24 protein-coding genes are annotated in these 26,753 nt (G+C 68.3%); 11 read left to right on the top strand and 13 right to left on the bottom strand.

Features of this window, described 5'->3' with window-relative positions:
* Positions 1-661 precede the first annotated feature (661 nt).
* From ACQHI0_RS33290 to ACQHI0_RS33270, 5 genes are all read left to right on the top strand, one after another.
* Complete coding sequence (locus tag ACQHI0_RS33290) at positions 662-1,291, top strand: MspA family porin (RefSeq protein ID WP_427905648.1); 630 nt, start codon at positions 662-664, stop codon at positions 1,289-1,291.
* Positions 1,292-1,377: 86 nt separating this feature from the next.
* Positions 1,378-5,196 (top strand): WD40 repeat domain-containing protein, encoded by a 3,819-nt coding sequence (locus ACQHI0_RS33285; RefSeq protein WP_427905647.1) that lies wholly within the window; start codon positions 1,378-1,380, stop codon positions 5,194-5,196.
* 65 nt (positions 5,197-5,261) lie between these two features.
* Positions 5,262-6,956 carry a PspC domain-containing protein gene (locus tag ACQHI0_RS33280; protein ID WP_427905646.1) on the top strand — a complete coding sequence of 565 codons (1,695 nt, stop codon included), beginning with the start codon at positions 5,262-5,264 and terminating at the stop codon, positions 6,954-6,956.
* Complete coding sequence (locus tag ACQHI0_RS33275; protein ID WP_427905645.1) at positions 6,949-7,158, top strand: hypothetical protein; 210 nt, start codon at positions 6,949-6,951, stop codon at positions 7,156-7,158. The genes ACQHI0_RS33280 and ACQHI0_RS33275 overlap by 8 nt, the downstream gene beginning before the upstream one ends.
* 80 nt (positions 7,159-7,238) lie before the next feature.
* Entirely contained in the window at positions 7,239-7,376 is a 138-nt protein-coding gene (locus tag ACQHI0_RS33270) for a hypothetical protein (RefSeq protein ID WP_427905644.1), read from the top strand.
* 1 nt (position 7,377) lies between these two features.
* On the opposite strand, the gene guaA is transcribed toward ACQHI0_RS33270, so the two are convergent.
* Complete coding sequence (gene guaA, locus ACQHI0_RS33265; RefSeq protein ID WP_427905643.1) at positions 7,378-8,952, bottom strand: glutamine-hydrolyzing GMP synthase; 1,575 nt, start codon at positions 8,950-8,952, stop codon at positions 7,378-7,380.
* A gap of 131 nt (positions 8,953-9,083) precedes the next feature.
* On the opposite strand from guaA, the gene ACQHI0_RS33260 reads away from it, so the two are divergent.
* A complete protein-coding gene (locus tag ACQHI0_RS33260) occupies positions 9,084-9,884 on the top strand; it encodes an alpha/beta fold hydrolase (protein ID WP_427905642.1) in 801 nt (266 codons plus the stop codon).
* Here the strand turns inward: ACQHI0_RS33260 and ACQHI0_RS33255 are convergent.
* Both ACQHI0_RS33255 and guaB read right to left on the bottom strand, forming a co-directional pair.
* Positions 9,881-11,035: a GuaB3 family IMP dehydrogenase-related protein gene (locus ACQHI0_RS33255; protein ID WP_427905641.1), complete on the bottom strand. Its 1,155-nt coding sequence runs from the start codon at positions 11,033-11,035 to the stop codon at positions 9,881-9,883. The genes ACQHI0_RS33260 and ACQHI0_RS33255 overlap by 4 nt on opposite strands.
* A 303-nt stretch (positions 11,036-11,338) precedes the next feature.
* Positions 11,339-12,883, bottom strand: a complete 1,545-nt coding sequence (gene guaB / locus ACQHI0_RS33250) for an IMP dehydrogenase (RefSeq protein WP_427905640.1) — start codon at positions 12,881-12,883, stop codon at positions 11,339-11,341.
* 222 nt (positions 12,884-13,105) lie between these two features.
* Here guaB and ACQHI0_RS33245 point away from each other — a divergent pair, with 222 nt between their 5' ends.
* The gene (locus ACQHI0_RS33245; RefSeq protein WP_022567296.1) at positions 13,106-13,519 is read left to right on the top strand and encodes a DUF5319 domain-containing protein; all 414 of its coding nucleotides are present in this window, start codon (positions 13,106-13,108) and stop codon (positions 13,517-13,519) included.
* Between the two features lie 185 nt (positions 13,520-13,704).
* On the opposite strand, the gene ACQHI0_RS33240 is transcribed toward ACQHI0_RS33245, so the two are convergent.
* The 3 genes from ACQHI0_RS33240 to ACQHI0_RS33230 all read right to left on the bottom strand — a co-directional run bounded on the left by ACQHI0_RS33240 (position 13,705) and on the right by ACQHI0_RS33230 (position 16,337).
* Complete coding sequence (locus tag ACQHI0_RS33240; protein WP_427905639.1) at positions 13,705-14,775, bottom strand: anti-sigma-D factor RsdA; 1,071 nt, start codon at positions 14,773-14,775, stop codon at positions 13,705-13,707.
* Positions 14,768-15,346 carry a sigma-70 family RNA polymerase sigma factor gene (locus tag ACQHI0_RS33235; RefSeq protein ID WP_266296525.1) on the bottom strand — a complete coding sequence of 193 codons (579 nt, stop codon included), beginning with the start codon at positions 15,344-15,346 and terminating at the stop codon, positions 14,768-14,770. The genes ACQHI0_RS33240 and ACQHI0_RS33235 overlap by 8 nt, the downstream gene beginning before the upstream one ends.
* A 157-nt stretch (positions 15,347-15,503) precedes the next feature.
* Positions 15,504-16,337 carry a hypothetical protein gene (locus tag ACQHI0_RS33230; RefSeq protein ID WP_427905638.1) on the bottom strand — a complete coding sequence of 278 codons (834 nt, stop codon included), beginning with the start codon at positions 16,335-16,337 and terminating at the stop codon, positions 15,504-15,506.
* 620 nt (positions 16,338-16,957) lie between these two features.
* Here ACQHI0_RS33230 and ACQHI0_RS33225 point away from each other — a divergent pair.
* From ACQHI0_RS33225 to ACQHI0_RS33215, 3 genes are all read left to right on the top strand, one after another.
* The gene (locus tag ACQHI0_RS33225; RefSeq protein ID WP_022567299.1) at positions 16,958-17,251 is read left to right on the top strand and encodes a WhiB family transcriptional regulator; all 294 of its coding nucleotides are present in this window, start codon (positions 16,958-16,960) and stop codon (positions 17,249-17,251) included.
* A 147-nt stretch (positions 17,252-17,398) separates the two neighbouring features.
* A complete protein-coding gene (locus ACQHI0_RS33220; protein ID WP_378635331.1) occupies positions 17,399-18,016 on the top strand; it encodes a sigma-70 family RNA polymerase sigma factor in 618 nt (205 codons plus the stop codon).
* Position 18,017: 1 nt separating this feature from the next.
* Positions 18,018-18,269: an RskA family anti-sigma factor gene (locus tag ACQHI0_RS33215; protein ID WP_427905637.1), complete on the top strand. Its 252-nt coding sequence runs from the start codon at positions 18,018-18,020 to the stop codon at positions 18,267-18,269.
* 55 nt (positions 18,270-18,324) lie between these two features.
* Here the strand turns inward: ACQHI0_RS33215 and groL are convergent, their stop codons facing one another.
* The gene (groL, locus tag ACQHI0_RS33210; protein ID WP_427905636.1) at positions 18,325-19,935 is read right to left on the bottom strand and encodes a chaperonin GroEL; all 1,611 of its coding nucleotides are present in this window, start codon (positions 19,933-19,935) and stop codon (positions 18,325-18,327) included.
* Between the two features lie 85 nt (positions 19,936-20,020).
* Positions 20,021-20,320, bottom strand: a complete 300-nt coding sequence (gene groES / locus ACQHI0_RS33205) for a co-chaperone GroES (protein ID WP_056818214.1) — start codon at positions 20,318-20,320, stop codon at positions 20,021-20,023.
* A gap of 352 nt (positions 20,321-20,672) precedes the next feature.
* On the opposite strand from groES, the gene ACQHI0_RS33200 reads away from it, so the two are divergent.
* Complete coding sequence (locus ACQHI0_RS33200) at positions 20,673-22,169, top strand: Hsp70 family protein (protein ID WP_427905635.1); 1,497 nt, start codon at positions 20,673-20,675, stop codon at positions 22,167-22,169.
* Between the two features lie 50 nt (positions 22,170-22,219).
* On the opposite strand, the gene ACQHI0_RS33195 is transcribed toward ACQHI0_RS33200, so the two are convergent.
* Genes ACQHI0_RS33195 through ACQHI0_RS33175 form a run of 5 tightly spaced genes read right to left on the bottom strand, consistent with a single transcriptional unit; the run spans position 22,220 to position 26,736 of the window.
* Positions 22,220-22,858: a (2Fe-2S) ferredoxin domain-containing protein gene (locus ACQHI0_RS33195; RefSeq protein WP_427905634.1), complete on the bottom strand. Its 639-nt coding sequence runs from the start codon at positions 22,856-22,858 to the stop codon at positions 22,220-22,222.
* Complete coding sequence (locus ACQHI0_RS33190; RefSeq protein ID WP_427905633.1) at positions 22,855-23,643, bottom strand: ABC transporter ATP-binding protein; 789 nt, start codon at positions 23,641-23,643, stop codon at positions 22,855-22,857. Before ACQHI0_RS33190 ends, ACQHI0_RS33195 begins: the two co-directional genes overlap by 4 nt.
* Complete coding sequence (locus tag ACQHI0_RS33185) at positions 23,640-24,707, bottom strand: FecCD family ABC transporter permease (RefSeq protein ID WP_427905632.1); 1,068 nt, start codon at positions 24,705-24,707, stop codon at positions 23,640-23,642. Before ACQHI0_RS33185 ends, ACQHI0_RS33190 begins: the two co-directional genes overlap by 4 nt.
* Positions 24,704-25,702, bottom strand: coding sequence for a FecCD family ABC transporter permease (locus ACQHI0_RS33180; protein WP_427905631.1), 999 nt, complete (start codon positions 25,700-25,702; stop codon positions 24,704-24,706). The genes ACQHI0_RS33185 and ACQHI0_RS33180 overlap by 4 nt, the downstream gene beginning before the upstream one ends.
* Positions 25,699-26,736, bottom strand: a complete 1,038-nt coding sequence (locus ACQHI0_RS33175; protein WP_427905630.1) for an ABC transporter substrate-binding protein — start codon at positions 26,734-26,736, stop codon at positions 25,699-25,701. Before ACQHI0_RS33175 ends, ACQHI0_RS33180 begins: the two co-directional genes overlap by 4 nt.
* Positions 26,737-26,753: the final 17 nt, after the last annotated feature.

Below are 26,753 nucleotides of genomic sequence, written 5' to 3'. Positions count from 1 at the left end.
CCGATTCGCGGCCGCCCCTGTGCCGATTCCAGGCTGATGGCCAGGCGCGGGGCTGCTCGCGCCGTTACCGATGGCACCGTTACCGGCCATCGGCTGGTAGCCCGCCCCATACCCGCCCCCTCCGACCGTCGAGCCGACAGCACTGTTGCCTGCGACAGGCCGATAGCCGGCAACGGCACCATTGCCCACTGGCCGGTAGCCGGGCGCGACGCCGTCGCTCGCATTCGCACCGCTGCCGCCCGCGGGGGCCTGGTAGTTGGGGGCGTTGTTCCCGGCGGCGGCGCCGGGCCCGGGTGGGGTGGCAGACCCCTGGGCGGCAGTGCGGGCGGAAACAGACGGATCCATGCTCTCGATAGTGGCACGCGGGGCGGGGTGCTGACATCAGGAAAGTCCCTGATCTCGTCCCCGATGTCGGCGATTCGGCGCTGACCTGGGCGCGAGCCGTCCGGTCCGGACAGAAATCAGTCCCTACCAGGGCGGATGCCCGCGCCGGTGACGAACAGGTCCGGTGGCGCCGGATCGCCGGACCGGAAACCCCGCCGCGGAGTCCTCAGCAGGCCTTTTAAGCCGATGCGCGGCCGCTCCGAAAGCCCGGCCGCAGAGGGTTTTCCTACGTTGATGGCAGGCCGGAATTACGGCCGCCGCTTCAGGGGAGGAACACGTGAACATCTTCACCACCGTGCTGGGTGCCGCCACCATCGGACTGAGCACCATCGGGCTCACACCGATCGCCTCGGCGTCGCCGATGGCACCGCACGAGACGACCTACCACGGGCCCGACGGCTTCGAACTCACCCTCGGCCACACCGAGGAGTCCTACCGGCTGGTGCCCCCGCTCAACGCGATGCCGACCAATCGCGAGGTATTCCTGGACAACACCGCCTACGTCACCGCCCCGCCCGGCGCGACCGGTGACCTCACCTCCGGCTATCTCGTCGCCTGCGCGGTGGACCTGACCCTGTCGGTCGGGCTCGACGGCGGCATCTCGGTCGGTGCGGGGGCCACCATCGGATTCGGCTCGTCCGGACCCGACGTGTCCGCCGACATCGGTCCCTCGATCTCGGCGGGTCTGGATCTGAGCCTGTCGCTCGCGCCGGGCGAGATCAAGAAGATCGATGTGGGATCCATGCCGCTCGGGTCGGGCACCACCTATCTGGTGAACCGGGACTTCCATCTGATGGTCGGCAACTGCGGCGGACCGCTCAACATCTACTCGTGGGCGACGGTCACCGCGAGCACCGGACAGGTGCGCGCGACGAACTCGATCTTCGGCGACACCATGTTCCTGTGAGCTGAACCGGGACCCGGCGAACTCGCCGGGTCCCGGTCCAGCCGAATACCATGGCCCTCGGTCGTTTTCATCGAACGGGGGGTTCCTTGACCAACAGTGACGCGCAGAGTTCTTCACCGCGTGTGCTTTTCGCCCAGCGGTTCGCCGAACTCTATGCCGCGGCGGGCAATCCGACCTTGCGCCGGGTCGCCGCGGCCACCGAGCGGCGCATGCGCGGCACCCAGGCCGGCACGCCGTCACCCCAGCGGATCAGTGACTGGAAGGCCGGGCGCAATGTGCCCGCTCGCTTCGAATCGCTGCTGCCGGTGGTGCTCACGCTCGTCGAGCTGACCGAGAAGGCCAAGCGCGACCTACCGCGCAGACTCGCCGACCCGCACGAATGGCGACAGCTCTGGCAGGAATCGGTCACCTGGACGGCGGCCGCGGGCGACGGCGACACCTGCCCCTACCCCGGCCTGCGCGCCTACCTACCCGAGGAGCACACCATGTTCTTCGGACGCGAGCAGGCCACCGCCGAATTCGTCGAGCTGGTTCGCGTGAGCACCGGCATCGCCGTCCTGATCGGCGCGTCCGGTGCGGGCAAGTCGTCCCTGCTGGCGGCGGGTTTGCGACCGGCGCTCGACCTGCCAGCCGCCACCATGACACCGGGTGCGACGCCGACCGCCGGACTGGCCGCGACGCTGACCGACGACCTGCGGGTCTTGATCGTCGACCAGTTCGAGGAACTGTTCACCCTGTGCCAGGACGAGGCCGACCGCGCGACATTCCTGGCCGCACTCGCCGCCCTGCCCGCGTCACTGACGGTCGTCCTTGCGCTACGCGCCGACTTCTACGAACACTGTCTGCACTATCCCGTGCTGCGAAACAGCCTGCAGCACAACAACTATCTGCTCGGCGCGATGTCCATCGACGAGGTGACACGCGCGATCGCCGGACCGGCGTCCACCGCCGGGATCACGCTGGAGCCGGGTCTGGAAGAGCTGGTGCTCACCGAGCTACGTGGGCTCGGCGGACATCTCAGCACCGACGGCTACGACCCCGGTGCGCTACCACTGCTGTCGCACGTGATGGCCGCGACCTGGCAGCAGCGCGAGGGTCGCAAACTCACCGTCGCGGGCTATCGCAAGGCAGGCGGTGTCGCGGGGTCGGTCGCCGAGACCGCCGAACTCGCCTGGAGCGAGCTCACCCCGGCTCAGCAGACCGCCGCGCGGGAACTGCTCGGCTCGCTCGTCACGGTCGGTCAGGACGCGCGCGACACCAGACGGACCGTCGATCGTGCCGAATTACTCAGCCGCAGCGGCGATCCCGATGCCACCGCGGAAGCGCTCGAGGTCCTCGCGGCCAGCAGACTGATCGCCCTCGACGCGGGCTCGGTGCAGTTCTCCCACGAGATCGTGCTGACCGCGTGGCCCCGGCTGCGCGGCTGGATCGACACCGACCGGGTCGGGCACCTGGTTCGTCAGCGGCTCGAGCACGATGCGGCCGAATGGGAAGCAGCGGGCCATGATTCGGCACTGCTGTATCGGGGCACCCGACTCCACAGCGCGGGCGAGCACACCGGTCGCACTTCGATCAGCCCGCGCGTACACACCTTCCTCCAGGCCTCCCGACGGGCCGCGCGGATCGGCGGACGCTGGCGAATCGGGGCGGTCGTGGTCGTAATCGCCCTGCTCGCCACCGGTGTCATCGCCGTCGACCGCAGCAGGCTCGCCGACCAGCGGGCCATGGACCGCGACTACGCCGAACTGGTGGCCGCGGCCCATCGGACGAGAAGCATCGATCCGTCGATCTCGGCGCAGTTCCTGTTGGCCGCGTATCGAATTCGGCCCGACGACGCGACGCGCACCCAACTGTTGAACACCCAGGATTCGCCACTGGCCGTCACCGTGCCCGCTCACGAACGAGGCATCTCCGTGCTGGCCTATCGCCCGGCCGACGCGCTACTGGTCTCGATCGACTACGCGGGCGACACCGCCTTCTGGGATCTGCGCGATCCCGCACGACCGCACCGAATCACCACCTCGCTCGGCACGCGAACCCACCAGTTCGATTTCATCCCGGGCCGCACCGACGCGGTCGCCCTCGGCGATTCCGGTATCCAGCTGTGGGATCTCGCCGACCCCGAGTCACCGCGTCTGATCCACACACTCGATACCCCCCGGGCCGACACGATCGCCATCGATTCGAGCGGAACCCGACTCGCCACGGTCGAGGCATCGACACTCACACTCTGGGATATCCGCGATCGGGCACGGCCGTCGCGCACCGTCACCCGTCCACTGGCCGGTGACCACCACGCCATCGAATTCGGCCCCGGCGGCACAGTGCTCGCGGTCGGCTCCGTCACCTTCGACACCGGTCTCCCCGATACCGTGCAGTTGTGGGACACCACGGCGGCACGCCCACTCGGACCGCCGATCTCGACGACGGCAGGCGACTTCCTCCAAGAGGTCACCCTCAGTCCCGATGGCACCCGCCTGGCCATCGGCACGCACGGCGCGAAGGGCACCAGCAGCGCACCGTCGAGCCAGTTCGAACTCTGGGACATCACCGATCCGCACCACCCGCGCTCCTTCGGTGCCTCGACTCGCGTCGACAACGACGTGCTGGCCTCGATCGTTTTCCACCAGGACGGAAATCTCCTCGCCACCGGATCCGACGAGGCCGCCCGGCTGTGGAACATCTCCGACCCGGCCCAGCCCGTGCAAGCGGGCCCTGCCCTCTCGGTGAGCCCGGCCGCCTGCCCACAAGCCCGGATCTCCCTGTGCAGCGGCGGACCGACGTCGATGCTTTTCATCCCCGGTGAGCCGGTGCTCGTCAGCGCGGGGCACGACGGCCTGCTGCGCACCTGGACACTGCCTCGATCAACGATCGACGTGATTCCCCGTATGCCCTCGGGCCCGGTGTTCGATCGAGCCGGAGATCGGATGGCCATGGTGACCCGGACCGGCGACGTCGGGGTCTGGGACACCACCGATCCGCGTCGCCCGACCCGGCTGACCACGATCCCGAACGTACTGGCGCTGTCGAACCCTGTTCTGAGTCCGGACGGACGGACACTGAGCCTGCACGAACTGGGCGGCAAGCGGCGGCTCCTCTTCGACCTCGACGATCCGGGTGATCCACGACCACTGCCCAGCTGGCCGACCGGCGAGGCCGACAGCTCGACCGTCAAGGGCGACCGGATGCTGCTGACCTTCCCCGACTCGGTCCAGATGTGGGACGTCGCCGACCGCATGGCGCCCAAGCCCCTCGGGTCGCCGATCACCGCGAGTTTCGGAAAGATCGTCGGCGACAGCTTCAGCCCCGACGGCAGCCTGGTCGAAGTGATGCTCGTCGACCAGGCTGACAATTGGCAGCAATACACCCGGCAGATCTGGAGTCTGGACGACCCGGCGCACCCACGTCTGATCGCCGAAGTCGACGTGGAACTCACCACCGTTTTACAGCCGTCCCGATTTCTGCCCGACAATCGAACAGTCGCCGTCACCAAAGGCGATCGCTTCGGGCTGTGGGACACCGAAGCACCGGAGACGTTCACCCCGCTCGTCGACGCGGTCCGCACCGAAATCGGGCCGATCAGCTGGATCTCCGCGTCGACGGACGGCTCCGAACTGGCCGTGTCGAGCGACGACGGCACGACCGGCCTGTGGAATCTCGACGACCCCCGCGCACCACGCAAATACATCGGCCCACTCGGGCCCGCCGACGGCCGCGACCGCCAGGTGACCCTGCACCCAGGCGGCGAACAGCTCATGGTCGTCACCGACAACGGCCAGCTCGGCGTGTGGGACCTCGACGCCGAGACCGTCGCCGCCCGGATCTGCGCGGCCACCGGCCGACTCACCGAAGCCGTGTGGCGCGGTCACGTCGCGAACGTCGCCTACCGTTCCCCCTGTTCGTGAACCCGGGAAATTCTCAGGGTTACCCCCGATGTGCGGAAGGGGTGGCTCGGCACACCATGGATGGCATGAGCAGAACGAGCTTCGCCGACCAGGTTCACCAGATGTGGCAGACGCGGCCCGTCCGGCTGCCTCGGCAGGGCCCGATTGCCGGGGTGGCGGCGGGCTTCGGGTTGCGGTACGGGGTGGATCCGGTGCTCGTGCGAGTGGCCTTCGTGGTGTCCACGATTTTCGGCGGGGCCGGGATCGTGCTGTACCTGCTGGCCTGGCTGGTGCTCGGGTCGGCGGGGAACGAGGTGTCGGCGGCGCAGGCCCTGGCCGCGCACGATCGGGGCGGGCATTCGCAGACCAAGACGATCGTGTTGATCGTGGCGCTGGCCATCGCGGTGTCGACCATGGGCCCGATCGGGTTGGGGATGGGCGGGTCCGGGGTGATCAGTCTGGGGCTGATGCTCGCGGGCTGGTGGATGCTGTATCTGCGGCATCCCGAGTTGCCCGCGGGGTTCGACGCCTACCGCTCGCCCCTCGGCGCGACCGGCTATCCGGGCGCGGGCTACCCGACCGGTGTCCCGGTGCGCGGTTACCCGTACAACCCGGAGGTGCCGCCGACCGGGATGTACACCCCCTACACCACACTCCCCGACGCCTACGTCCCCGATCCGGCCCGCGAGGAATCTCGCACGGCCACAGCCGAATCCACGCCGCTGCTGCGTGTCGATGCGACCGAGACCGTCGTTCTACACAAGGACATCGACGAAACAGCCAGCGCCACTGCTGATTCGGTCGACACGGTGCGAATCAGCGCGACCTCGGCGAACCCCGCCGCGCCCAGCGTCGAGGCGCCGACGAACCAGCCGGACACCTCACCAGCCATCGCGGATACCGAGCACGCATCGAATTCCGATCGCCCGGTTGATGATTCGCCCGCACCCATCGACCTCGGGAAGCAGGCGGCCACCTCGAACGAGGTCGTTCCCGCCGGCGAACCGACCTCGCTGGAGGAAGCCGACGCCACCGCGATCCTGCACAAGAACCTATCCCGAACCATCTCCGCCGCACCGGAACCCCCGCGCATCAACGCGCAGGTCCCCAACGGCTGGGACCCGCTCGCCGTCGCGCCGCTGGCCTGGGAGTTCCCGGAAGCCGCACCCCGCTACGCACCCGTGGCACCCCCGGCACCGAAACGTCCACGCTCCCGGCTGACTCCGGTCACCATCGGCCTGGCGATCCTCGCCGCTGCGCTGGCCGGTGCGGCAGCGGCATCGGGTGTCGAATGGATGACCCCCGCCCGCATCGCGGCCTTCGCGTTGGCCGTGATCGGCCTCGGGCTCGTCGCAGGCGCGTTCCTGCGGCGTGGGTACGGGCTACTGGTACTCGCCGCTCCGCTGGCCGGATTCGTGGCGCTGGCCGCGCTGATCGGGCCGATCGACTTCGACGAAACCGCCATCGGCGACCGGGTCTGGGCACCGACCTCGGTGGCCGAATTGCAGCCTCGCTACGCCCTCGACATCGGTTCGGGCACGCTGGATCTGCGCGGTCTCGACCTCACCGAGTCGCGCAGTGTCGAGGTCGCGGTGAATGTCGGTGACGCGAAAGTGCAACTGCCCGAAGGGATGACAGTGAAGACGACATGTGACATCGGAGTGACCGATTCCAACTCGACCTGCCAGGACGGGCTGAGCGGGCCGAACTCCGCCGGCGCGCCGGTCCTCGACCTGCTCATCACGATGCACGTGGGTGACGCGGTGGTGACCCGTGGCTGAGCCGACCGGTACCGAACCCGCCCGCCGACCCGCGTTCACCCTGCTGACCACCGGCCTGATCGCGCTCGCCGTGAGCGTCTGGGCCCTGCTCGGCGCACCCACCCCCGACGACGGCATCCTGCCCATCGGCTGGGGCGTGGTGATCGCGGCCATCGTCATCGGCCTGCTGCTCACGCTGGCCCCGAGCCGTAAACGCCACTGAGGACAACCCCGACGAACAGCGATGGCCCGTCATCGATGACGGGCCATCGCTGTTCGCGAACCAGTTGAAAGACAAGGGCGATGGACGAATCCGAGAAGCGACCGGAAACCCCACTGGCGAAGGTCCTGCCACCGGCCACCCACCGACCACACACCGGCGGCTTCCTCCTCGGCAGGCTCCTGCTCACCCAGGCGGCGCGGCCGGCGCGGCCGGCTTAGCTCACTCCCACTCGATGGTGCCCGGCGGCTTGCTCGTCACGTCGAGGACCACGCGGTTGACCTCGGCCACCTCGTTGGTGATGCGTGTGGAGATCCGCTCGAGCACGTCGTAGGGCAGGCGAGTCCAGTCCGCGGTCATCGCGTCCTCGCTCGACACCGGGCGCAGCACGATCGGGTGACCGTAGGTGCGGCCGTCGCCCTGCACACCGACCGAGCGCACGTCGGCCAGCAGCACGACCGGGCACTGCCAGATCTGCTTGTCCAGACCCGCGGCGGTGAGCTCCTCGCGGGCGATGGCGTCGGCCTGACGGAGCAGATCGAGCCGGTCGGCGGTCACCTCGCCGACGATGCGAATGGCGAGACCCGGGCCGGGGAAGGGCTGGCGCGCAACGATTTCCTCGGGCAGGCCCAGCTCGCGGCCGACCGCGCGGACCTCGTCCTTGAACAGCAGACGCAGCGGCTCGACCAGGTCGAACTCGAGGTCGTCGGGCAGGCCGCCGACATTGTGGTGGCTCTTGATGTTCGCGGTGCCGGTGCCGCCACCGGATTCGACGACGTCCGGGTACAGCGTGCCCTGGACCAGGAACTCGACCTTCGGCGCGCTGCCCGCGGCCACACCCTCTTCGGTGACGATGCCGGCGACCGCGTCCTCGAAGGAACGGATGAACTCGCGACCGATGATCTTGCGCTTCTCCTCGGGATCGGAGACGCCCTTCAGTTCACCGAGGAACTTGTCCACCGCGTCGACGGTGACCAGCTTGGCACCGGTCGCGGCGACGAAGTCGTGCTGGACCTGCTCGCGTTCGCCTGCCCGCAGCAGACCGTGGTCGACGAACACACAGGTGAGCCGGTCACCGATCGCGCGCTGCACCAGCGCGGCCGCCACGGCGGAGTCGACGCCACCGGACAGACCACAGATGGCGTGCCCGTCACCGATCTGCTCGCGCACACTCTCGATCAGCGACTCGGCGATATTGGCCGGGGTCCACTGCGCCGGAATGTCGGCGAGCTCATGCAGGAAGCGGCTGAGCACCTGCTGGCCGTGCGGGGAGTGCAGCACCTCGGGGTGGTACTGGACGCCGGCCAGGCGGCGCGCGCGATCCTCGAACGCGGCGACAGGGGCGCCCGCGGTGGTGCCGGTGACCTCGAAGCCCGCCGGGGCATCGGTCACCGCGTCACCGTGCGACATCCACACCGGCTGGATGGTCGGCAGGCCGCCGTGCAGCACACCGCCGTCGATGTTCAGTTCGGTCCGGCCGTATTCGCGAGTGCCGGTCTCGGAAACCGTGCCGCCCAGCGCCTGTGCCATGGCCTGGAAGCCGTAGCAGATGCCGAACACGGGAATGCCGAGGTCGAACAGCCGCGCGTCGAGTTGCGGTGCGCCCTCGGCGTATACGCTCGACGGCCCACCGGACAGGATCACGGCCAGCGGCTGCTTGTCGGCGATCTCTTCCACGGTCATCGTGTGGGGAATCACCTCGGAGAACACCCGCGCCTCCCGCACCCGTCGGGCGATCAGCTGGGCGTACTGCGCGCCGAAGTCGACGACGAGGACCGGTCTCTGAGTATCTGCCACCGCCACAGTTTAGTGACGGGGTACGACGAGCAAGCAGCGGGCATCGCCAGAGCCGGACGCGCCGTAGTGACCGAGCACGACGCGCCCCCGTTTTTGGGCGTGGCGCGGCAGTGCTGGCTATCCTCGTGCTCGTGCCATTCGCCCGCGCGATCGATGCCGACATCTACTACGAGGACAGCGGTGGCACGGGCCCGGTGGTGTTGCTCGCCCACGAGTTCTTCATGGATCGCACGATGTTCGCCTCGCAACAGGCCGCCCTCGCCCCCGAATTCCGGATTGTGGCCTGGGACGCGCGCGGGCACGGCCGCACCAGAGACCAGCGGTTGCCGTTCACCTACTGGACCGCGGCCCGCGACGCGCTGACCGTGCTCGACTCGATCGGGGTCGAACGCGCCATTGTCGGCGGCACCGCGCAAGGGGGCTTCACCGCGTTGCGGACCGCGCTGGTGGCGCCCGAACGGGTCGCCGCGCTGATCTTGATCAGTACCGAGGCGCACGGGCCGACGCTCGGCCAGTCCACCGCCACCCAGCGATTCCTCGACGAGTGGCACGACCACAGCTCCCGGGAGGAAGCCGCGGGGCGCCTGGCGGACTGGCTCATCGGCGACGACACCTGGTACCGCGATATCTGGACCCGACGCTGGGTCGGCGACGCCCACAGCGGCCTCGACGCCGCCGTCGGCTGCCTACTCGGGCGCGACTCGGTACTCGACCGGTTGCGCGAGATCACCTGCCCGGCGCTGATCATCCACGCGAATCAGAGCGGCATCGCGGGCGATCGCGCCCGCACACTGGCCGACGGGCTCACCGCCTCCACCTTCGTGGAGATCGATGGCGCCCGGCTGGCCGTCACGATGACCCACCCGGAACCGGTCAATACCGCGATCTCCCGGTTCCTGCGGGATCGGGTCTCACTGACCCACGTTCGCTAGCGGACGCTCAGCCCGACCTTCTGGAATTCCTTGAGGTCGGAGTAGCCGGCCTTGGCCATCGATCGGCGCAGGCCGCCGACCAGGTTCAGCGAGCCGAACGGGTCGTCGGAGGGGCCGTAGAGCACGCGCTCGAGGCTCGGGCGGGTCACCGCGCCGTCGGGGCCGTCCAGCCAGGCCTCGTCGACCGGCAGGAACGAACCACGCGGCACCGAGGGGTGCGCGGTGGCCGAAGGCCAGTACCAGCCGCGACCGGGCGCCTCGGCCGACGCCGACAGCGGCACACCGAGCATCACGGCGTCGGCACCACAGGCGATGGCCTTGGCCAGCTGGCCCGAGGTGGCCACGTCACCGTCGGCGATGACGTGCACGTACCGGCCGCCGGTCTCGTCGAGGTAGTCGCGACGGGCCGCGGCGGCATCGGCGATCGCGGTGGCCATCGGGACGCCGATGCCGAGCACCTCGCCGGTGGTGGTGGCCCCGGGGAACGAGCCGTAGCCGACGATGACGCCCGCCGCGCCGGTGCGCATCAGGTGCAGCGCGGTGCGGTGATCGCTCACGCCACCGGCCACGACCGGCACGTCCAGCTCGGCGATGAAGGTCTTGAGGTTGAGCGGCTCGTCGCCACCCACGTGCTCGGCGGAGATGATGGTGCCCTGCACGACCAGCAGGTCGACGCCCGCCTGGAGCAGCGCGGGGGTCAGCGCGCGGGCGTTCTGCGGGCTCACCCGCACCGAGGTGGTCACCCCGGCCGCACGGACCTGGGCCACGGCGGCGGCGAGGAGGTCGGGCTGCATCGGCGCGGCGTGCAGTTCCTGCAGCAGCGAGATGGCCTTTTCGTAACCACCCTTGTCGACCAGATCGAGCAGCTGGTCGATCTTGGACTGCACGTCGGCGTGGCGGGCCCAGAGGCCTTCGCCGTTGATCACACCGAGGCCACCCTGGCGACCCAGCTCGATCGCGAACTCGGGCGAGACCAGCGCGTCGGTGGGGTGCGCGAGCACCGGGATCTCGAAACGGTAGGCGTCGAGCTGCCAGGCCAGCGAGACCAGCTTCGACGACCGCGTCCGCCGCGAGGGGACGATATCGACGTCGTCCAGCTCGTAGGTCCGCCGGGCGACCCGTCCCATACCGATTTCGACCATGTCACGCACAGTTGCTCCTGTGTTTTTGGAGCGCTGGCGCGCTCGAGTTCGCTGTGTTTATCGGCGCGCTGGCGCGCGCGTGTCCGCGGCCCCAAGGGGTCGCCGGTTAGCCACCGTTGCTTGCTCCTTCGTCGCCTACGCAACGGCGGCTAACCGGCGACCCGGTCGCGGACCGGCCACTTCGTGGCCGCCGCTCCCTAAGGGTCGCGGGTGCGGGGCTGGAAGTGCGCCAGGTAGCGAACTCAGAGTCAGCCTCCATCACTTCCGTGCTCCGGGAGCTTATCTCCCGGAGCACAAACGCATCTATTGTACTCAGCCGCGCCCGGTGTAGTTCGGGGCCTCGACGGTCATCGTGATGTCGTGCGGGTGGCTCTCCTTGAGACCCGCCGCGGTGATCTGCACGAACTGCGCGCCCTGGAGGTGCTCGATGTTCTGCGAACCGGTGTAGCCCATCGCGGCGCGCAGGCCACCGACGAGCTGGTGGATCACCTGGTTGACCGGGCCGCGGAACGGCACGCGGCCTTCGATGCCCTCGGGGACGAGCTTGTCCTCGGCGAGCACGTCGTCCTGGAAGTAGCGGTCCTTTGAGTAGGACTTGGCCTGTCCACGGCCCTGCATGGCGCCCAGCGAGCCCATGCCGCGGTAGGCCTTGAACTGCTTGCCGTTGACCAGCACCAGGTCGCCGGGCGACTCGGCGGTACCCGCGAGCAGCGAGCCGAGCATCACGGTGGACGCGCCCGCGGCGATGGCCTTGGCGACGTCGCCGGAGTACTGCACGCCGCCGTCGGCGATCACCGGCACGCCGGCGGCCTTGCACGCGGCGACGGCTTCGAGGATCGCGGTGATCTGCGGCGCGCCGACACCGGCGACCACGCGGGTGGTGCAGATGGAGCCGGGGCCCACACCCACCTTCACCGCGTCGACGCCCGCCTCGACGAGCGCGGCGGCACCGGCGCGCGTGGCGATATTGCCGCCGACGATCTGGATGCGGTCACCGACCTCGGCCTTGACCTTGGCGACCATCTGCAGCACCTGCGACTGGTGGCCGTGCGCGGTGTCGACGATCAGCACGTCCACCCCGGCGTCGGCCAGCGTCATCGCACGCGACCAGGAATCCTCGCCGACACCGATCGCGGCGCCGACCAGCAGGCGGCCGTCGCGGTCCTTGGTGGCATTGGGGTACTGATCGGTCTTGACGAAGTCCTTGACCGTGATCAGGCCACGCAGGCGGCCGTTGCCGTCGACGATCGGCAGCTTCTCGATCTTGTGGCGGCGCAGCAGACCCAGCGCGGCCTCGGCGGTGACACCCTCACGAGCGGTGATCAGCGGCGCCTTGGTCATCACCTCGTCCACGCGACGGTCCTGATCGACCTCGAAGCGCATGTCGCGGTTGGTGATGATGCCCACCAGCGCACCGGTCTCGTCCACCACCGGCAGACCCGAGATGCGGAAGCGCGCGCACATGGCGTCGACCTCGGCGAGGGTATCGGTGGGACGACAGGTGACCGGGTCGGTCACCATGCCCGCCTCGGAGCGCTTCACCGTCTCCACCTGGGCGGCCTGGTCGGCGGCCGAGAGGTTGCGGTGCAGCACGCCCATACCGCCCGCACGCGCCATGGCGATGGCCATGCGCGCCTCGGTGACGGTGTCCATGGCCGAACTCACCAGCGGCGTGCGCAGGGTGATGTCCCTGGTCAGCTTGCTGGACGTCTCGACCGAGCTGGGGATGAGATCCGAGGCGGCAGGCAGCAACAGCACGTCGTCGAACGTGAGGCCGAGCATGGCGATCTTGGTCGGATCGTCGCCCCCCGTAGGAGGGCGCACCGCGATTCGTTCGCCCGATACGGGATTACTCATTCGGATCGACCCCTCCTGGTCGTCATAGCTACCGACGCGGTAGACACGGTGCGTCGGTGCTCGAGCGGAAAAAGCTTTCGGATCGGTCGGCTGGAACAAAGTCGCCGACGCCTGTATTCCATGGTATCCGGCGCCCGCAGACGCCTGTGAAGTGAGCCCTTCCGCAAAACTTGCCCCCCGCATCGCTGGCGCGATGCACCGAGTACTGCGTACCGTGGGGATGTGCGTGACCATCTACCACCTGGCCTGCCGCCGGATCCCTTCGCCGGAGACCCCTCCGACCCGTCTGCCGCGCTCGATGCGATCGAGCCCGGTGAGCCGTTGGATCCTCATGAGCGCCTCGCGGTCGAGGAAGATCTCGCAGACCTCGCCGTATACGAAGCCCTGCTGGCCCACCGCGGTATCCGCGGACTGGTCGTCAGCTGTGAGGATTGTCGGCAAGATCACTACCACGACTGGGACATGCTGCGGGCAAACCTCCTACAGCTACTCGTCGACGGCACCGTCCGTCCACACGAGCCCGCCTACGACCCCACCCCCGAGGCTTACGTCACGTGGGACTACTGCCGCGGCTACGCGGACGCGTCGATGAACGAGGCGTTCCACGGCGACGGGTTCGACGGGTTCGACAACTGAGCGGGTTCGATAACTGAGCGGGTTCGATAACTGAACTCAGCACAGCCGGGCCTGTCGCACGACCCCGCACCCTTCGCGGTCACGCACGCGTAGGGCCCGCCGGGCTCGCCAAGCCGGCCTCACACCAAAGAAGAAGGCCCCGAACAGGTTCGGGGCCTTCTTCTTTGGTTCAATTCATCGTTCTACTACGGAACCGGCACCACGGGCGGTGACTGCAGGATCGTCGCCGGCGGGGGCACCTGCTGCGTGGGCGGCAAGCTCGGCGGCCGCGGCGCGGACGTCGGGACCACCGTCGGCACAGTGATGACCGGCGGTGGTTCGGCGATGGTGGTCGGTGGGGTCGTCGGGTCGACCGTGACGGGCGGCGGAGTCACCGGCGGCGGGGTGGTCACCGGCGGTTCCGTCGGCTCGACCGGAACCAGCGGCTTGGTCTCCGGCCCCGGTGTCTGCATGATGATCGGGCCCGACGGATCGGTGGTCACCGTTCCGGGATCGGTCGGCGCCACCGGAGCGGAGGTGCCCGGGTTCGTCGTCGGCGGGACCTGCACGGGCGAACTCGGCTTGGTCGTCGGGTCGGTCGAGGTCGGCGGCAGTTGCGCGCCGATCTCCGGGGCGACCTTGAGCAGCTGATCCCGCAGCAGGTTCCAGCGCGCGATCAGATCCTCACGCTTGGCCTGGTCGTCGACCTGGCCCGCGTTGGCGGAAGCCTGTTCCAGCCTGGCCTTGGCCTGTTCCGGATCGCCCGAGGTGAGCAAGTTCTGTGCGGCCAGCAGATCTTCGTCGGCGTACTGGACAACGGTCGACTGGGCCTGCTCGCTGAACACGACCTCCTTGACCCGCCACAGCGGATCGCCGGGTGCCGCGCTGTACGCGAACGCCGTGATGCCGCCGAACACCAGCGACAATGCCGCTGCTGCCCCGAAAATCGGGCGGACCAGTCGTAGACGTCCGCGCGAGGAAGCTCCGACTCGAACCTGCCGCGCGCCGATCTCCTGATTGACCGCCGCGAACACGGTGTCGAGGTCAGGGCCCGCGGGCATCGGCTCGGCCAGTATGTCGGCCCGCCAATCCGCGAGTAACGACGCCAGCTGGAACTCTTCGGGGCTGTCGGTTCGTACCGGACCATCGCTCGCTATCGCGTCGATCAGCGCGTCATCGCTGCGCACCGCCGCGATGTCGACCGGCCCGGAATCACCGGCACCCTCGGCGGCGTAGGGACCGCTTTTGCCAAGACCGTGCTCGCCATCCCTAGCCATACATTTCACCTGCCCTCGCCACTTGTGACTTCAGTTTCGCGAGTGCCCTGTGCTGGGCAACCCGTATCGCCCCCGCCGTGCTGCCCACGGCGACTGCGGTTTCCTCTGCTGACAGACCCATGACCAAACGCAGGATCAGGATCTCTCGATGCTTCTCGGGGAGCGTCGCCAGCAGAGTGTTCATCTGCCTGCTCGTCTCCGAGTCGAGAGCCCGCTGTTCCGGACCTTGGTCGGTGGATATGACATCTGGTACTTCGGCCATCGCCTCCGCCTTGTTACGGGCGGCGTTGCGATGGGCGTCGGCGACCTTGTGCGAAGCGATTCCGTACACGAAGGCCATGAAGGGCCGACCCTGATCCTGATAGCGGGGCAGGGCGGTCATCACAGCCAAACAGACCTCTTGCGCAACATCGTCCGCGGAGAGCTGTCCGCGCTCCGCGGCCCCGATCCGCGCCCTGCAGTAGCGAACTACCAAGGGACGGACCAGTTCCAATACCCGAGCTAAAGCGGTCCTGTCGCCCTGCGCAGCCGCAGCGACGGCGAGGTCCAACTCTTCGCCCATATGCGTCATCGTCAGAGATTTTCCTGGCGTTACGAGTGGCGCGGTCGAATGTGACCGAGCTTCCACCGAAGTGGCGGAACGGGACTAACAATAGCGACCCCCGGATCGGCCGCCAGCGGGCGTGGTCGCTTCTAACCGAGCTCTCAGAAAGATCATCCGCAGCGATTCACGCACCCAGCGGGGCGATGTCCCCACCCAAGGCGCGCAGACGGGCGCCATGATCTGCGGCTTCGTCCGCCGCGGCGCGCGCTCGCGCCGGTTCGGCGACCCCCGCGCGCAGCATCGCGGTGGCCCAGCGCAGTGGGAGAAGGGCGTTTTCGCGGCAGGCCGTGTCGACCCGTTCGGCCAGTTCCGCAGACTCGGCGAGGTCACCGTTCGCGGCGGTCGCGGCCGCGACGAGCAGTGCTGATTTCACCCGGTGGCGCACCGAAGGCAGGGCCGCGGCGAGTTCGGCAGCCATGTGCGCGTCGCTCAGCGCTTCGCGAGCGAGACCGCCGGCGAGCGCGGTCTCGGCGCGCACCCAATGCCAGCGCACTTCGGCCCGCGGGGGTGCGTCGGCGAGCAGTGGGGGCACGCGGCCGAGTAGTCGCCGGGCGAGGGCGAGCCTGCCGGTGCCGAGCGCGTCGGCGGCTAGGCCCGTATACGCGTCGGCGAGTGCCTCGGCGCGGGCCGCTCCGGTGGCGCCGAGGGCGAGCGCCGCGGCGCGGCCGTCGAACGCCGCCGCTCCCGCGTGGTCGCCGAGCTGGCGCAGCAGCGATCCGCGGGTGCTCTCGACGAGCGATTTCAGGCCGGGTTCGGTCGCGATTCGAGCCAATATTCGCAGGTCAGAGCGGGCGGCGGCATAGCGGCCCTGCCCGCCGAGCGCGACCGCGCGGTACCACCTCGACAACGGGTCCCCCGGCTCCGGCAACTCCGTAGCGGCGAGGCCCGGGGTGGGCCCGAAAGCAGTCGAAACGAGTATTTCGGAACCGATATCCGCGGGTGAGGCCGTTGTCTGCACGGCGAGACTCTAGCCGCCACCGGCCCCGATCAGTTCGCGTGTTATGGCATCGCGGCACCCATTCGGCTAACAATCAGCATTTCTCTCGAGTGCCGATGTTGCCATCAGGTAAATCTCCGCTCCTCGATGCCACTACCGCAAAGTCTCGAATTCACATGCGTTTCGCGCAATTAACCTTCACGCCCCGTTTTCGCCATCTACCCGGACTCGACCAGTACAGGCCGTTGTGATCCAGCACACCCGCTCGCGACGGGTCCCCGCCGTCCAAACCGGGCCACTACCGGCGCGACCTGGGAAAACATGCGAAGAGTCAGAGACGCGAAGACACCCGATCCATAGCCAACCAAACAGTATGGAGGGATCGGGTATGAAATGTAAATAGTGAGTAGGTTAAATTTCAGCGTTGCAGATTTACTGAACTCATGCGCCGAACTATTGACGGAATTTCCCGCGTGCACCTAACGTAGCTCATCGCCACGGTCGGCGCTGCGCGAAATCGCAGCGACCTCCGAGCGGCAACGTCAGGCACCGTCGAGCCGGCCACCCCCATTGGGTGGCGCGAAGACCTGCCGCACCACTCGCTCGACAACGCTGACGAGCTCGCGCCACAAGGAGTTCACATGCCCATGCCCACCCACCTCCCCGGACCGAACGCCGATGTCTGGGATTGGCAGATGCGTGGCTCGTGCCGCGGACAGGACTCCGCGGTCTTCTTCCACCCCGACGGCGAACGCGGCCGTGCCCGCACGGCTCGCGAGATGCGCGCCAAGGAGATCTGCCGGGCCTGCCCCGTCCTCATGCAGTGCCGTACCCATGCCCTCAAGGTGAGCGAGCCCTACGGCATCTGGGGTGGCATGTCCGAGACCGAACGCGAGATGCACGCCCGCCGCAACCGGCGCCGGATGGCCGTCTGAGCCGCCCCGAGCCCGTCTGGCGGGGTTGGCAAATCTGTTCCAATCCGCTGGCCGTGGCGCGCCGAATCTCTAGCAAACAGCTGGCACCCGAATAAAAGGCACCCCCGGTCGCGGGGGTGTCATAGCCTCGGGCTACATTCGTGACCGATGACACAGAATGGGTTCCGAAGCGAAGCCTTTCCACCGAGCGTGGATTCTGCGGTTACCGCACGCGCGGCCGAAGGAGTCGAGCTAGCTGCACTGCTGGAACGATGCGGACTGTCCGACCAGCAGGCCTTTGCCGAACTGTACGACCGGACGTCCGCACGCGTTTTCGGCCTGGTCCTGCGGGTACTCCATGACCCCGGGTACGCGGAGGAGACCACTCAGGAGGTCTATCTCCAGATCTGGCGCACCGCAACGAGTTTCGACCCCGCCAAGGGGTCGGCGGTGACCTGGCTGATGACGCTGGCACACCGGCGCGCGGTCGACCGAGTTCGCGCCGAGCAAGCCCATACCCAGCGCGAGGTCGCGTACGGGATCCGGGTGCTCGGCCACGAATTCGACGAGGTCACCGAGGAGGTGGAACGCAGACTAGAACAACAGGCCGTCCAGCGCGGGCTCTCGACACTCACCGAGACCCAACGCGAGGCGATCTCGCTCGCCTACTACGGCGGGCGGACCTACGCGGAGGTAGCGACATACCTCGGCATCGGGTTACCGACCGTTAAGTCCCGAATTCGGGACGGATTGACACGACTGAAGAAAAGTTTGGGGGTGACGTGAGATGAACGAAGCCCAGATCGATCTCGCGCACACCGTCGCGCTCGGATTGATCGACGACGAAGACCATCACGCGATCCAGACCATCATCGATACCGAAGACCCAACCCTGTGTACCGAGTTCCTGCGAGAGCTCCGCGCTACCCGCGAAATCCTCGCCCAGCTCGCGTCCACGACCCCCACCCCACCGCCACCGTCTCTGCGCGTCCGTTTACTGGCCGCACTGGATGCCGAAGATCCCCCGGTAGCCAGCTAGCGGACAACGAAAGGCCCCCAGATCGCGTCTGCGATCCGGGGGCCTTCGTTATGCGTCAGTGCGAGTGACCGTGGTGGCCGTGATCGTCTTCGGCCTCGGCGGGCTTCTCGACGATGGCGCTCTCGGTGGTCAGGATCATCCGCGCGACCGAGGCGGCGTTCACCACGGCGGAGCGGGTCACCTTGACCGGGTCGACGACGCCGTCGGCGAGCAGGTCGCCGTAGGTCAGGGTGGCGGCGTTGAAGCCTTCCTTGCCCTCGGAGACCTTCGCGACCACGACGGCACCGTCGAGGCCCGCGTTGGTGGCGATCCAGTACAGCGGCGCCTCGAGGCCCTTGCGAACCACCTCGACACCGACGGCCTTGTCGCCGGAGAACGAGTCACGCAGCTCGCCCAGTGCGGCAGCGGCGATCACGAGCGCCGAACCACCACCGGGGACGATGCCCTCCTCGACCGCGGCCTTGGCAGCGGCGACCGCGTCGTCGACGCGGTACTTGCGCTCCTTGAGCGCGGTCTCGGTGGCAGCGCCGACCTTGATCACCGCGACGCCACCGGCCAGCTTCGCCAGTCGCTCCTCGAGCTTCTCGCGATCCCAGTCGGAGTCCGACGCCTCGATCTCGCGACGCAGCTGCGCGCTGCGGGCCTTGACGTCGTCATCGCTGCCCGCGCCGTCGATCAGCACGGTCTCGTCCTTGGTGACGACGACGCGACGCGCCTGACCCAGCTGCTCGATGGTGGCCTCGCGCAGGGTGACGCCGAGATCGGGGTTGATCACGGTGCCACCGGTGACGACGGCCAGGTCGTCGAGGAACGCCTTGCGACGGTCACCGAAGAACGGCGCCTTGACGGCGACGGCCTTGATGGTCTTGCGGATCGAGTTGACCACCAGGGTCGACAGCGCTTCGCCGTCGACGTCCTCGGCCACGATCAGCACGCTCTTGCCGGATTCGGCGATCTTCTCCAGCAGCGGCAGCAGATCGGGCAGCGAGCTGATCTTGTCGCGGTGCAGCAGGACGTAGGTGTCCTCGAGCACGGCCTGCTGGGTCTCGGGATCGGTCTGGAAGTAGGGCGAGAGGTAGCCCTTGTCGAACTGCACGCCCTCGGTGATGACGAGTTCGGTGTTCGTGGTCGAGGACTCCTCGACGGTCACGACGCCGTCCTTGCCGACCGTGGTGAGCGCCTTGCCGACCATCTCGCCGATTTCGGAGTCACGTGAGGAAACGGTGGCGACCTGGGCGATGGCCTTCTCGCCGGAGACGGGAGTGGCGAGCGCGAGCAGCACCTCCGAGACCTTCTCGGCGGCAGCGGCGATGCCCTGGCCGAGGGTGATCGGGTTGGCGCCCGCGGCGACGTTCTTCAGGCCGCCGCGCACGAACGCCTGGGCCAGCACGGTGGCGGTGGTTGTACCGTCGCCCGCGACGTCGTTGGTCTTGGTGGCGACGCTCTTGACGAGCTGTGCGCCGAGGTTCTCGAAGGGGTCCTCGAGGTCGATCTCACGCGCGATGGTGACACCGTCGTTGGTGACGGTCGGGCCACCGAAGGCCTTGGCCAGCACCACATGCCGACCGCGAGGGCCGAGGGTTACCTTGACGGCGTCGGCCAGCTTGTCGACACCGCGTTCCAGAGCCCGGCGAGCCTTTTCGTCGAACTCGATCTGCTTGGGCATAAAGGATTCAGCTCCTGTTTGTGAACGCAATCCGCCCCGGGTCTAGTGAAAGACGCCGGGGCGGAACGCTGATGCGGCGTTGGCCTTACTTGGTGACGACGGCCAGGATGTCGCGCGCCGAGAGGATGAGGTATTCCCCACCCTGGTACTTGATCTCGGTGCCGCCGTACTTGCTGTAGATGACGACGTCGCCTTCCTTGACGTCGACCGGGATGCGGTCACCCTTATCGGTGACGCGACCCGCGCCGACGGCAATGACGGTGCCCTCCTGCGGCTTCTCCTTGGCCGTGTCCGGGATGACCAGGCCGGAGGCCGTCGTCGTCTCGGCCTCGTTGGCCTGGACGAGGATCTTGTCCTCGAGCGGCTTGATGTTCACGCTCGCCACGTTGAGCCCTCCACTTTCAGGGGAAATTCGGTCGTCCGGAACTGGTGTTCCGGACCGGTTTCGGTCAGCTCGCGACCCTGCGCACAGGCCCCGTCGTCGCGGGTGCCGGAGCCGAAGCCCAGAAGTCGACCGGCACAGGTACAGCTACTGCAGTGCCGACTAGCACTCTATACGCGAGAGTGCCAGCACTCAAGGTCGGGTTCTGCCGATGTCGCATTCTCGACACGCCCACACTCGCCAGTGATCTTCACATCGCCTGCCACAATCTGTAACGTTCGCATAACAGGCTGTGACATAGCACAGGAAGGCGCCATCCGCTCGTAGAGCACCATCGGCTCGAAGGGAGGTGAACATGCGAACATCCCTCGGCATCTCGGCCGGGAACGAGGTGGTGTGCTCGGCACTGGTCGCGACGGGGTCCGCCGGCGAGCAGAGTTTCGACTACCGGGTCGTCTCCTCCGATGAAGCCCATTCCGACCTCGGTGATCTCGTGTCGTCCTCGATCGAGTTGATGACCACCCAGCTGCCGGTCTCTGCCCAGCTGCCGGTGTCGGCGGGCATGCTCGGCGAACCCCTCGGGCGCTACTCCGGCGGTCACCGTCGCGCCGAATCGCGTTCGCGCCCGACCAATGTCGCCGTCGCCTACCGCAACAAGGAACAGGCACAGGCCATTCGGGCCGCCACCACCCGCCATCGCGATCTGCGGCTGGTCACCGAGGGCGCCGCCGCACTGGCCTACCTGCGCCACACCGGCCTGCTCGACCGCTACGCCACCGTCGCCGTGATCGACCTCGGCGCAACCGGACTCACCGTCACTGTGGCCGATTACGCCGACAGCGTCGTCTTACACACCGAGCGCACGCCGACACTGAGCGGCAACGCGATCGACGAGTTGATCTACCACCACCTCGTCGACCTGCACTACGCCCGCCGCGGTACCCGTCCCAATCGCACCACGCTGACCAATCGCGGCCGCGCCGCCAAGGAACACCTCTCGCTGGCGCCCGTGGTCACCATCGATCATGTTGCGGGACAAGGGCTCGAGCTCACCCGCCCGGATTTCGAGGAACTCATCGGCGGCCTGCTGCGCAACATCGCGCTGTTCTCGTCGTCGGTGTTCACCCGCGCGCCCAAGTACCCCGACGCCGTGGCCGTGATCGGCGGCTGCGCCAACATCCCGTGCGTCGTCGACATCCTCGACACCCGCCTCGACGTCCCCGTACTGACCGTGCCAGACCCCGAAGCCGTGATCGCCAAGGGTGCCGCGCTGGTCGCCGATGCCGAGGCACCGGCCGGGGCGGCGGGCGGCGCGCACGCCGACGCACCGAGCGGCACCTTCGCCAAGGTCGTCGGCACCCTGGTCGGCGCAGTGGTCGTCGTCGGCCTGGTGATCGGCTACGGCGTCCAAGCCGTCACCCCCGACACCCCCGACGTCACCCCCGCTGGCACCAGCAGCACCGTGCGTCAATCCCCCTTACCGTTAGTGCCCTCCCCCGCCCAGACCCCCGCGAGCCGCGAGAGCACCGACCGCACCAGCGCGCCCGTCGCTCCGCCTGCCACCGAGCCCCCCGCGGTCACCACCGGCCGGCCGACCCCCGCGCCGACCACAACCCCCAACCCCTCGGCGCCCACCTCGCCTACGGCCCCCACCCTGCGCCCCGACCCGAACCTCCCGCAGATCCCCTACCCCGAGTCCCCCCTCGGCCCACTGGACAGCGGTTCCGGCGCTCAGCAGCGGCGCCCGACGACACCGAACACCTCCCCCACCCAGGCCCCGGCCCGCAGCGGCCTGCCGATACCACCTGCCGCGTCCGCGCCGAGCGAAGTTCCGCTCCAGCCCACCTCCTAGCAGGCGAATCCTTCGCCATCAGCCCGGCGGACGATACCGCGCTGTCCCGGTCAGGGCCGAGTCCGCGATGCCGCCTCAGGTGGCGGGAGATCACCGTCGACCGGCGGCGCCAGGGCGTGTGTGTGCCATCGGCCGTCGGGATAGGTGATGTAGAGCGGCCCCAGATTGCACGGCGTGAGGCACCCGGTCGGGGTCACCAAGGCGTCGGGGTGATCACGCCGCAGGGTGCGGTGCAGTTCGCCCGCGCCGTACACGGTGCACCGGGGGCCGCGGCAGACCAGGATGTGCTCGGTGTGTTCGGGAATCACCGACCAGGCCGGGCTGCGGAACGCACGAGGGCTCGCGGTGACCGCGGTGCCGCTGTCGCGCATTCTGGATCGCACCACGTCGACGAACCCGGTTGCGGTGTCGATGCTTTCGGTGATGCGCACGTCGAGGTCGCGCGCGCGGATCTCTTTCCAGTTCGCCACCGCTCTGGCGATCCAGGTCTCCAGGTAGCGGTCGCGCGGCACGGCAAGGGGAATCAGGACGACCGGCGAGTCGGCGGCATCGAGGGCGGCGTGAATCGTCGGCTCCCCCTGGTCGAGCAGCGCGTAGCCGATCCCGCAGGCCTGTGCCAGCGCTTCGACGGCGGCGAGGTCCACCCCCGACGGGGTGGGCCGGGCGACCAGCACGTAGCGGGGCGTCATGCGGTACGCACCGCTCGCCCGGCCGGTACCACCAGTGGGGTGCCCGTCATCGGATCGTCGATCACCGTGCAGTCCAGACCGAACACCTCGGAAACCAGCTCTGGACGCACGATCTGGGCAGGTGGACCCTGGGCGATGACCCGCCCGTCCTTCATGGTGACGATGTGATCGGCATAGCGAGCGGCCAGGTTCAGGTCGTGCAGCACCGCGATGATGGTGCGCGGCAACAGGTTCCGCAGCACGTCGAGGATGTCGAGCTGATGGGCGAGGTCGAGGAAGGTGGTCGGTTCGTCGAGCAACATCACCTCCGGGTCCTGCGCGATCGCCAGCGCGATCCACACCCGCTGCTTCTGCCCGCCGGACAGCTGATCCATGGTCCGATCGATGAGGTCGGCGGTATCGGTGGCCACCAATGCCTTTCGGACCGCGGCCGCATCGTCGGCGGACCACTGACGGAACCAGCGTTGATGCGGATGCCGACCGCGTCCGATGAGTTCGCCTACCGTGATACCGTCCGGCGCCACGGGTTGCTGGGGCAACATGCCGAGTCGACGCGCCACCGTGCGGGCCGGTTGAGGCGCGATATCGGCACCGTCGAGCAGCACCGCGCCCGCGGTCGGTGCGATCAGCCTGGCCAGGCCGCGCAGCAGAGTCGATTTCCCGCAGCCGTTGCGACCGACGACGACAGTGATCTGGCCGACGGGAAAATCGATGGTGGCCTCGGAAACGATCACGGTGTCGCCGTAGGCGAGTGTGAGTCCGTCGGTGGTGAGATGTGCGGTCATCCAGCGTGTCCGATTCGGGTTGAGCGGGCAAGGAGATAGATCAGTACGGGTGCGCCGAGGACCGCGGTCACAACCCCGACGGGCAGTTCCGCTGGAAACAGTCGCCTGGCAGCGAGGTCGGCGGCCACAACCAGCAGGGCACCCGTGGCGGCTGCGGGTGCGAGTCCGGCACCACGTTCGGCCAGCAGGCGTCGCACGATCTGCGGCGCCACCAGCGCGACGAAAGCGATGGGCCCGGCCGCGGCCGTCGCCGCGGCGGCCGCCGCGGAGGCGAGGACGATCAGCGTGGTGCGGTGCGGCCCACGTCGTCCGGCCAGCGAATTCGCGAGTTCGTCGCCCAGTTCGAGCAGTGGCAGCGAACGCGCGACAACGACCAGCGGCGGGAAGACAACGCCCAGTGCCGCGGCGGCGAACCAGACGTGCAGCCAGTCGCGGTTGGCCAAGCTGCCGGTGAGCCACATGGCCGCCGTATGCGCCTGGTAGATGTTTGCCCTGGTCAGGATGAACGCGATCGCCGACGACAACATGGCCGTCACCCCGATCCCGACGAGCACGAGGCGGTAACCGTCGAGCCCGTCCTTGGTCGCCACCAGCACGATCAACGCCATCGCCACGAACGCACCGGCCAGCGCGCCGCCGACCAGCGCGAGACCGGAGCCGCCGAGCAGCACGCTCACCGTCAGCGCCCCCAGCGAGGCACCGGTATTGATGCCGATGATCTCGGGGCTCACCAGCGGATTCGTCGCGATCCGCTGGAGGATGGCACCGGACACGGCGAAGGCCGCCCCGGCACCCAGTCCGGTGAGCACGCGCGGCAGCCGATCGGCTACGACCACGTCGTATTCGATGAGCGTGCCGCCACCACCCAGTACTCGCGCCACATCGCCGAGGGTGAGCGAATAGTGGCCGATGGTGAGCGACCAAGCCGCCACTGCCACCGCGGCCGTCGCGATCAGCACGGTCAGCAACGCCGAGCGGCGTTGCACCCGGACGACAACGCGCCGACCGGGTGTGCGCAGCAGCACAGTGCCGCTTGGCAGCACTCCGCGTTCGGTGAGCGTCATAGGGTCGCCACCTTCCGATTGCGTACGAGGTAGAGGAAGAACGGCGCGCCGGCGAACGCGGTGACGATGCCGACCTGAATCTCCTGCGGCCGCGCGAGAACACGCCCCCCGATATCGGCGAGCAGCAGCAACGTGGGGCCGAGTACGGCGCACCAGAGCAGAATCCACCGGTAGTCGGATCCGCAGAAGGCGCGGGCGATGTGCGGGATCACCAGGCCGATGAAGGCGATCGGCCCGGCGATCGCGACGGCCGACCCCGCGAGCAGCACCACGCTCGACGCACCGATGGCACGCACCGCGACCATGCGCGTGCCGAGGGTGCGCGCCAGGTCGTCGCCGATGGCGATGGCGTTCAGCGGTCGTGCCACCACGAATGTCAGCATCGCCCCGACTGCGATGAACGGCACTATCGCCCAGACGGATTCGAGATCGGCGCGCGTCAGCGACCCCACTACCCAGAATCGGAAGTTGTCGAACGTGGTCCGGTCGAGCAAAGTGATCGCGGTGGTGATCGACCCGCACAGCGCGGTGAACGCCGCACCGGCCAGCGCCAGCTTCACCGGAGTCGCGCCACCGAATCCCATCGACCCGAGCACGTAGACGAAGGCCGCCGCGACAGCCGCGCCGAGAAAAGCGAACCAGACGAACCCCGACTGCGCGGTCACGCCAAGTGTGCCCATACCGACCACGATCGCCAGCGAAGCACCCGCGTTGATGCCGAGCAGTCCCGGTCCGGCGAGCGGGTTGCGGGTCAGCCCCTGCATCACGGCTCCGGCCAGGGCGAGCGCGATCCCCGCGAGCAGACCGGCGACAGTTCTCGGCAGCCGGATGTAGCGCACGACCCGGTCGGTATCGGTGCCGCGGAAGTCGGTGAACGCCGCGACCGCCTGGTCGAGGGTGAGCGGATGCGAACCGATCAGGATGGATGCGACACAGACAGCGGCCAGCCCGGCACCGGCCAGGATCAGGCCGGTGCCGCGCGTGGTGCGGGTCATCGCCGGAACAGATCGGGGTGGATCAGTTCGGCGACCAGTTCGGTCGCATGCGCGATTCGTACGCCCGCGGCCCGATCCGCGAACAGGAACGGGTGCACCGCGCCTGCGCGGACGGCGGTCAGGTTCGCGAAGGCCGGGTTGCCCACGATTCTGTCGACTTGCGGCTGACCGTCGGCCCTGGTGTAGGTCGACTTGCAGCACTGACTGGTCAGGATGATGTCGGGGTCGCGGGCGATGAGCTCTTCAGCGCCGATCTGCACGTTGCGACGCTCGGTGAGGTCGGCGAAAGCGTTGACGCCGCCTGCTGCCTCGATGATCTGGGTGACGAAGTCGATCCCGCCCGCCGCGGTGTAGGACCCGTCGTCCTTGGGCGTGACGACCGCGACCCGCGGCCGCGCGGAGTTCTCCACCTTCGAGCGAACCACCGCGATCCGTGAACTCAGTTGGGTCACTACGTCTTCGGCGCGATCGGAGACGCCCCAGAGCGCGCCGAGATCGCGCAGGTCCGCGTATACGTTGTCGAACCGCACGGTCTTGGGATCTATCGCTTCGTCGGCGAGTCCGTCCGAGCTCGGGCACAGCGGGCTCAGCACCCAGGTCCGAACACCCAGTTCCTGCAGGCTGGCGCGGGTGCCCACACTGTTCTGCGCGGACTTCGCGAACACGCCGTTGAACCCGGACAGCACGAAATCAGGGTTCTGGGTGAGCAGTTCGTCGCGACTCGGCAGTTTCTCGACGTAGGCCGACTTCGCCTGCGCGTCTTGGTACTCGGGTAGCACCGTGGCATCCAGGAATGCCGTGCCCACCAGCCGATCGGTGACGCCGAGCGCGTGCGCGATCTCGATGGAAGGCTGATACGCCGCGTAGATCCGTTGTGGTGGGCGGTCGACAGTGATGTCGATGCCGCAGTTCGCGCGGGTAACGGCGTTCGCACCGCCGACTTCCTGGCTGGGTTGCGCGACACAACCGGTGACAACGATCGCGCACGCGATCAGCGCGCCCGTACGCAGGCGTGCGAAAACAGAGGGGGTCAAGATAACGGCCTTCCAGG

It is taken from the genome of Nocardia sp. FBN12, assembly GCF_050320175.1.
In the GTDB taxonomy this organism is placed as follows: domain Bacteria; phylum Actinomycetota; class Actinomycetes; order Mycobacteriales; family Mycobacteriaceae; genus Nocardia.
The sequence above is the reverse complement of the archived record's forward strand: the minus strand, read 5'-3'. Positions and strand labels throughout refer to the sequence as shown.

Coding starts and splice junctions, on each gene's coding strand:
- ACQHI0_RS33225 (WP_022567299.1), top strand. CDS start 16,958: ATGCCCATGCCCACCCACCTCCCCGGACCGAACGCCGATGTCTGGGAT.
- ACQHI0_RS33185 (WP_427905632.1), bottom strand. CDS start 24,707: ATGACGCTCACCGAACGCGGAGTGCTGCCAAGCGGCACTGTGCTGCTG.
- ACQHI0_RS33220 (WP_378635331.1), top strand. CDS start 17,399: ATGACACAGAATGGGTTCCGAAGCGAAGCCTTTCCACCGAGCGTGGAT.
- guaB (WP_427905640.1), bottom strand. CDS start 12,883: ATGAGTAATCCCGTATCGGGCGAACGAATCGCGGTGCGCCCTCCTACG.
- ACQHI0_RS33235 (WP_266296525.1), bottom strand. CDS start 15,346: ATGACGCATATGGGCGAAGAGTTGGACCTCGCCGTCGCTGCGGCTGCG.
- ACQHI0_RS33180 (WP_427905631.1), bottom strand. CDS start 25,702: ATGACCCGCACCACGCGCGGCACCGGCCTGATCCTGGCCGGTGCCGGG.
- ACQHI0_RS33270 (WP_427905644.1), top strand. CDS start 7,239: ATGGACGAATCCGAGAAGCGACCGGAAACCCCACTGGCGAAGGTCCTG.
- groL (WP_427905636.1), bottom strand. CDS start 19,935: ATGCCCAAGCAGATCGAGTTCGACGAAAAGGCTCGCCGGGCTCTGGAA.
- ACQHI0_RS33200 (WP_427905635.1), top strand. CDS start 20,673: ATGCGAACATCCCTCGGCATCTCGGCCGGGAACGAGGTGGTGTGCTCG.
- ACQHI0_RS33215 (WP_427905637.1), top strand. CDS start 18,018: ATGAACGAAGCCCAGATCGATCTCGCGCACACCGTCGCGCTCGGATTG.
- ACQHI0_RS33240 (WP_427905639.1), bottom strand. CDS start 14,775: ATGGCTAGGGATGGCGAGCACGGTCTTGGCAAAAGCGGTCCCTACGCC.
- ACQHI0_RS33195 (WP_427905634.1), bottom strand. CDS start 22,858: ATGACGCCCCGCTACGTGCTGGTCGCCCGGCCCACCCCGTCGGGGGTG.
- ACQHI0_RS33190 (WP_427905633.1), bottom strand. CDS start 23,643: ATGACCGCACATCTCACCACCGACGGACTCACACTCGCCTACGGCGAC.
- ACQHI0_RS33280 (WP_427905646.1), top strand. CDS start 5,262: ATGAGCAGAACGAGCTTCGCCGACCAGGTTCACCAGATGTGGCAGACG.